This is a genomic window from Frankia sp. CcWB2, assembly GCF_977927585.1.
Window position 1 is genome coordinate 13,617 of the sequence record NZ_CDWRCM010000024.1, and the last position, 6,718, is coordinate 20,334.

Annotated in this window: 6 protein-coding genes and 1 riboswitch; of the genes, 2 read left to right on the forward strand and 4 right to left on the reverse strand. The window is 69.8% G+C overall.

The features are described from left to right. Positions 1 to 289: 289 nt before the first annotated feature. The 4 genes from ACY45C_RS04600 to ACY45C_RS04615 all read right to left on the reverse strand — a co-directional run bounded on the left by ACY45C_RS04600 (position 290) and on the right by ACY45C_RS04615 (position 4,163). Positions 290 to 889, reverse strand: a complete 600-nt coding sequence (locus tag ACY45C_RS04600; protein ID WP_462186397.1) for a GNAT family N-acetyltransferase — start codon at positions 887 to 889, stop codon at positions 290 to 292. Next, entirely contained in the window at positions 882 to 2,180 is a 1,299-nt protein-coding gene (locus ACY45C_RS04605) for an NAD-dependent epimerase/dehydratase family protein (RefSeq protein WP_462186398.1), read from the reverse strand. The genes ACY45C_RS04600 and ACY45C_RS04605 overlap by 8 nt, the downstream gene beginning before the upstream one ends. Before the next feature lie 249 nt (positions 2,181 to 2,429). After that, positions 2,430 to 2,888, reverse strand: a complete 459-nt coding sequence (locus ACY45C_RS04610) for a CAP domain-containing protein (RefSeq protein WP_462186399.1) — start codon at positions 2,886 to 2,888, stop codon at positions 2,430 to 2,432. Between the two features lie 564 nt (positions 2,889 to 3,452). Then, on the reverse strand, positions 3,453 to 4,163 hold the full coding sequence (locus ACY45C_RS04615) for a DedA family protein (RefSeq protein ID WP_462186400.1): 711 nt from the start codon (positions 4,161 to 4,163) through the stop codon (positions 3,453 to 3,455). A 109-nt stretch (positions 4,164 to 4,272) separates the two neighbouring features. Between ACY45C_RS04615 and fbaA the strand changes: the two genes are divergently transcribed. Continuing rightward, on the forward strand, positions 4,273 to 5,310 hold the full coding sequence (gene fbaA / locus ACY45C_RS04620) for a class II fructose-bisphosphate aldolase (RefSeq protein WP_462186401.1): 1,038 nt from the start codon (positions 4,273 to 4,275) through the stop codon (positions 5,308 to 5,310). Positions 5,311 to 6,227: 917 nt separating this feature from the next. Then, a riboswitch (cyclic di-AMP (ydaO/yuaA leader) is annotated at positions 6,228 to 6,463 on the forward strand. A gap of 6 nt (positions 6,464 to 6,469) precedes the next feature. Next, positions 6,470 to 6,718, forward strand: a 249-nt coding sequence (locus ACY45C_RS04625) for a transglycosylase family protein (RefSeq protein ID WP_462186402.1), incomplete at its 3' end; no start/stop codon positions are given.

Below are 6,718 nucleotides of genomic sequence, written 5' to 3' on the forward strand. Positions count from 1 at the left end.
GGGCATCACAGTCTGAACAGGGGGCTGTCTCCGCGGCGTGTTCACCACTCTCCTCGTGACGACGAAAGAATGAGCCGGGAGCTGTCACCCAGCCGACAACACAGCATGGTAACGGTACCGTCACAATGACCTTCTGCCGCGCCGCGAAAGGCGGCTGGACATGGGTTCTGCCCGTTCGGGCCGGATGACGGCCAGATCCGGACGGTACCGGAGCGGTCGGCGGTGACCCGCGGCGCCAGGCCCGGACGAAGCCCGGCGCCCAATGACGTTGCGTGACAAACCTCAATGGTCAACTTGGCGGCGGACGCAGCCAGATCCGCCACCAATCGGCGATCAGCACACCGGTGGGCACGAACGAGGTCGCCTGCGCGAGACGCTTCCCCACGCTGTCCCCGCGCCGGATCCGCGTCTCCACCAGAGCGCCGCGGTATTCGAACCATCCCGCGACCGCGCGGATCGCCTCGGTGGCGTAGCCGCTGCGCCGGCATCCGAGCACGATCGACACCTCGACCACCACCCGCCGGCCGTGGGCCTCCGCCGCGAGCAGGCCCACCGCCGCCGATCCTGGATGGCGACCCGGGTGGCGACCCGGATGGCGACGCAGCACCCAGGTCAGGACCGTGTGGCCGGCGCTCGCCCGACGGCGCAGTTCGCGCCGCAGCGCCCCCGCCGGATCGTCGGGATCGGGCGCCCCCGCGGCAGGATCGGTCCCGACGATTCCGCCGAAGGGGCCGGATCCGTCACCGGGAGCGCCACGCGCGCCTGATCGCGGGGTGATGACCGTGAACGCCAGCGAAGGCGCGAGCTCCTCGGCGACGTATCCCGCGTTCCAAATGGTGAGCGGGAGTGCGAGTAGTCGGGAGGTGGTGAGTGTAGGGCCATCACCCACGACGGGATGGCTCCCGGACCCCGAGCAGACCCCGTTCCCGGAGCCAGGACTCGGTGCGGTTCATGCCCTCGGGCAGCCGCACGACCGGCGACCATCCCGTCCGGGCCCGGATCTTCTCGATGGAGAGGCCCGCGTCGCGGGTCAGGGTGCGCACGGTGAGCGGACCGAGGTCCACCCGGGCGCGGGGATCGACTCCGGCCACCAGACGGGCACCGACACCGCGGACCAGGCCCGGTGCCCGCCGCGACGGGATCGCCGAGTTCATCGGAACGGCCGGGGCGGCCGGAACGGCTGAGCCCGCTGGCCGTACCGAGGTCGTCGAGACCGCCGGGACCGGGTGGGTGGGGAGGGGTGGCGTCTCGGCCGCGGAACCGTCCGCGCCTCGCCTCCGGTAACCCTCCGCGAACGAACAGACACGATCAATCGCGTCGACCGCTTCGAAGATCCTGGCCGGTACGGAGCGGGGCGCCGCGATCGCGAGCATCTGACAGTAAAAGGTGAAGAAGTCGGCGGCGGACACCGACTCCCCCCCGGTCACGTGCAGCACCTCACCGGCGACCGCCGACCGGTCCGCACCGGCGACGGTGGTCACCGCCGTGACCACGTCGTCGACATGCACGGGGCTGAGCACACCCCGGCCGCCGTCGACGAGGACGAACCGCCCGGCCCGCATCAGCAGCACCGGCCAGAGGGTCCAGCGACCAGCCCGGGGACCGTAGGCGTCCCCGATCCGCAGGACGGTCGCGCCGAGTCCGTGCGCAGCGGCCGACCCGACCGCCTGTTCCGCGGCGGCCATGGCGTCGGCGCGGACGTCGCCAGTCAGCCCGATCGGCGTGGTCTCGTCCAGTGGTCGGCCGACGGCTCGCGCGGGCCCCCGGTCCCCGGTCCCGCCGGGGACCGGGCCACTCGTCCGGGCAAGCACGTCCACGCAGGAAAGATGGATGAAGCGGTCGACCCCGGCCCGACCCGCGGCGTCGAGCAACGCCGCCGCGGCGCCGAGGGTCACCCGCCGGATCTCGGCGTCGGGCACCCGTACCGGCGCTCCGGCTCGGCCGGGACGCACCGGGGTCAGTTCCGCGACGCCACCGGTCCCGATGGCGTCGGCATGGATCACCAGCTCCGTGCCGTAAAGGGCTTTCTCCCACTCACCGGGACGGCTGACGTCGGCCTGCATGACACCCGGCGCGCGCCGGATGTCGATGGCGACAACGTCGTCACCGCGCCGCCGCAGCGCGTGGGCCAGCGCTCCGCCGAGGAAGCCGGCCGCGCCGGTGACCACCGCCCGAACCAAGGTCACTCCTCCTGCCAGGATCACCCTCGCCGACGGCGCTGCCGCGCGGCCCGCCAGCCCGTCCACCGGCTGGGTCCGCGGGCTTTACCACGCTCGTTGCCGTGCTCGCTGCCGTCGGCGACGATGACCCGACCCTACGGGATCGACTACTGATCAGGACCGGGACATCCCCGCGAGTCGGGAGGATCGAGGTCGGGTGCACCTCGCGGGATGCCACGGACCGGTCGCGCCCGGCAAGTGGGCCGGGCCTCACGGCGTCCCGAAGTCCTGGGTCCAGTAGGTGCCGTACCTGCCGCCCGTCGCGTAGCCCACGCCGATCCGGGTCAACGAACAGGTGAGGATGTTCGATCGGTGGTCCGGGCTGTTCATCCATCCGCGCATCACCTCGGCCACGGTGCGCTGACCGGCGGCGATGTTCTCGGCGGCGATGGAGAAGGAGAAGCCGGCGGCGGCGATCCGGTCGAAGGGCGAGCGACTGTCCGGGCTGTCGTGGCCGAAATAGCCGGCCGTGGCCATGTCGACGCTGTGTGCCTGGGCCGCGGCGGCCAACCGTAAGTCGACGATCAACGGAGGGCAACCGGCCGCCCGGCGCTCGAGGTTGGTCGAGGTCACGACCTGACCGACCAGGCTCGTCCAGGAGGCCGGCAGGTACGGCGGGCGCGGCGAGATAACAGCCGGCGCCGGGGCCGACGCGGACGGAGCCGTCACCGGCGCGGCCAGGGCCAGAGCCGACGCCCGCGCAGCGGGCAGCTGATCGGACCGGCCGGGCGAGCGGCGGGTTGCGGCTCGGCCCCGGGCCCGGTCGGCGCACCCCGATCCGCGATCCGATCCGCGATCGACGTGGGAGGGACCCCGACCACGCCCCGACCCGGCTGCGCGCCGACGCGGCCGGCCACGTGGTCACCGTCACGCGGTCCCGAATGACCACCCGCGAGCAGCACGACCGCCAGAACCGCGGTCAAGGCCCCTGCCGCGGTGCAGAGGACGGGGCCGGCGCGACGCCGTTCCGCATAGTGCCGCCTGTGGTGTCGAAGCATCGAATCCTTCGGTGGTCGGACCCCCCCGACCGCGTACCTGGATCGATCAAGGTTAGCCGGCCATAGCCAGAAATTGCCATAGGAAAGGGAATTGATCGTCCAATGTGATCTGGTCGTAACGTCGTGGAGACTACCGGTCCACGGATCTCCCGACGGGATCCGGCGCCGCGGGGCACTAACGGACAACATCCCTACGCTCCTCGCCCGACCCTCGGCGCTCCTCGCCCGACACGGACTACCGCGGCCCCTGGTCGGGGAGCCGGCCCGATCGCCGACGCAGCAGCTCACCGGCGATCCCGGCGATGACGGAGATGGCGATCACGACGAGCGCGATCCACACCGCCGCATCCCGCAGCCCAGGAATGGCGGCCGCCGTATAGCCCAGAAGGATCAATCCGGTCCCCCAGACGAGCGATCCGAGCATGACCGCGATCAGAAAGCGGGACCATGACATCGCCACGGCCCCGGCGAGTACCGGCGCGAACGTCCTCGCCCACGGCACGAAGCGGGCCGCGACCAGGGTGAGCGGCCCGAACCGTCGGTAGAATTCCTCCGTACGGGCCAGCACCGTGCCGTACCTGCGCTCCAGGTACGGCCGGCCGAGGCGATGCCCGGTGTAGTAGCCCGCCACCGCCCCGACGGTGGCCGCCGCCGCGACCCCGATCGAGAGGACCGCGACGGACACGTTCGACGCCGCGTCCGCCGCCATCAGCCCGGCCGCGAAGAGAATGGTGTCACCCGGAAGCCAGAACCCGATCAGGATCCCGCTCTCGACGAAGATGACCGCGAAGAGGACGACGTACAGCGTCATCCCGGACAGGCTGCCGACATCCACTCGACCAGTGTGCCGACCCTTGGTCGGCACCCGCCCCGCGCCCGGCGCGCGGCCCGGCACCGCGTCGGCGACGTCAGCCGCATCCGACCCCGGGACGGGGCAAGGCGTCATACCCTTCGCCCATCAGGAGTCCACGGCGGGCTTCGGCCCGATCCGGCTGCCCTGCACCGCGGGTGCAGGGCTGATCGGCGCCCCTACAGGTTCGTAAGGAGCCCCACCGATGCCCATCGCCACGCCAGACGTATATGCCGAGATGCTCGACCGGGCGAAGGCCCAGTCCTTCGCCTACCCCGCGATCAACGTGACCTCGTCGCAGTCCCTGAACGCCGCGCTGCGGGGCTTCACCGAAGCCGGCAGTGACGGCATCGTGCAGGTGTCCACCGGCGGTGCCGAGTACCTGTCCGGCTCGACGGTGAAGAACATGGTCCTCGGCGCGGAGGCACTAGCCGAGTTCGCCCACCATGTCGCGGAGGCGTATCCGGTCAACATCGCTCTGCACACCGACCACTGCCCGGCCGACAAGCTTGACACCTACATCCGTCCCCTGATCGCGATCTCGAAGGATCGGGTGGCCCAGGGGCGCGAGCCGCTCTTCCAGTCGCACATGTGGGACGGCTCGGCGGTCCCCCTTGAGGAGAACCTCAAGATCGCCGAGGAACTACTCGCGGATGCCGCCGCCGCGAAGATCGTTCTCGAGGTCGAGATCGGGGTCGTCGGCGGCGAGGAGGACGGCGTCGTCGGCGCGATCGACGAGAAGCTCTACACGACGCCGGAGGACATGTGGCGGACGGCCGAGGTGCTCGGCACCGGCGCGAAGGGGCGCTACCTGCTCGCCGCCACCTTCGGCAACGTGCACGGTGTGTACAAGCCCGGAAACGTCAAGCTACGCCCGACGATTCTGCACGAAGGACAGGAGTACGTCGCCAGGAAGCTCGGGCTGCCAGCCGGCGCGAAGCCGTTCAACCTCGTCTTTCACGGCGGTAGCGGGTCGGCTCTCACCGAAATCCGCGAGACGCTCGACTACGGGGTGGTCAAGATGAACGTGGACACGGACACCCAGTACGCATTCACCCGCCCCATCGTGGACCACGTGTTCAAAAACTATGACGGCGTTCTCAAGGTGGACGGTGAGGTCGGCGTGAAGAAGGCATACGACCCGCGTACCTACGGAAAGCTCGCGGAGAGCAGCATGGCGGCCCGCGTCGCCCAGGCGTGTGAGGACCTCCGTTCCGCCGGCACCAGCCTCGGACGGGCATAGTCTGGGCCAGGAGCGCACGCCGGCTGGCGGGATCGGTTCGTCGGATACCGTCCGGCCGGACCGCCGGCCGGCGGACAGGAGGCGGGCAGGAGCACAGATAGCCGCCGGCCGCGAAAACGGGCAACCGGGCAACCGCCGCCGCTCGTCCGAGGGCATTCTCCGGACCCCTCGACCCGACACTCTCCATCGTTTCCGGCGGACGGAACGACCGGCACGCGGCGGACATCCGACCCGCCCCGGTCCGATGCACGACCTGCCGATTTCCCGTACTATGCCGGCCCCACGGTTCCCCGGTCGCTCCGACGGCTGGGGGACCACTGTTTACCGGGTGAGGGACCCCGCTCCTCGCGTAACGCCGCTTCCGCTGGCGACCAGCAGGTTTCGGCCACATTAGCGGACACGCACCGGGCCTTCGGTAACCGTTCACCTACCGCCCCGCCCCACGGAACCCCTTCGTCCACCGTGGCGGCCCGACAGGCAATTTTCACAATCGGTGTTCGATCGAATCCGCCGTGTGCAAAAATCACAACACTGCAAGTTACCGCCCGATTTCCGTTGTTTTTCTCACAAAAACAGGCTTCAACGGACGAAACGTAGTATCAGGCCGATCACTCGCGTCGATCTCGTAGCAGGGCCGTCACACCTTTGTTGACATGTCACACATCTGGCCTGATACGGGACTCTCCGCTCATCGTCGCCCATCGGCAAACAGGGTGATCGGCCAAGCACAAATGCCTCCGCACGTCGTACCGCCAGGTTGATGAGCGGGCGCGCACGCGCGATACCAGGCCATCGGTTCCTGCTCAAGCAGGCGCGCCGAGTGTGCTCTTTTTCACGCACCCTATTCAATGCTTGGCGACTCGCCGGGCGGCGTGGTTATGGTTTTCGCCGTGCCCGGCAACAACGCCGGGCATTCGTCGGGCGGCACGCCGAATCCTGCCCCCGGCCGACGATTTCTCGAACCGGGCGGCAGGAACGGGGGACCCATCTCCGAGTATCGAAAGGATTCGATGCTCTCGGGGTGAAGCCATGTGCGACGACCACACGGAAAGGTGTTTCCGGTGCGGCTTCCGTCTCCAGGGAATCCCTGGCACGGCCGGGCAGTTCCCAGCCCGAATCCGACAGCTCACCTCGCAGGCGTGGGGAAGGACCACAAGACATGTCCGACGCACGTATCAGTGGCCGACAATGCCGCGCCGGTACCCGCAGCCGGGCCCGGGCCCTCGTGGTCGCACCCGTACTCGCGGCAGCGGTGGGCGGCACCTTCGCGCTCAGCCAGCCGGCCGGTGCGGCCACCACCTGGACGGGCCTGCGGCAGTGCGAGTCCGGCGGTGACTACACGATCAACACCGGCAACGCGTACTACGGCGCCTACCAGTTCTCCGCCAGCACCTGGCACGGCCTCGGC

Excerpts from the sequence above, each read along its gene's own strand:
- fbaA (WP_462186401.1), top strand. The coding sequence starts at position 4,273 with ATGCCCATCGCCACGCCAGACGTATATGCCGAGATGCTCGACCGGGCG.
- ACY45C_RS04615 (WP_462186400.1), bottom strand. The coding sequence starts at position 4,163 with ATGACGCCTTGCCCCGTCCCGGGGTCGGATGCGGCTGACGTCGCCGAC.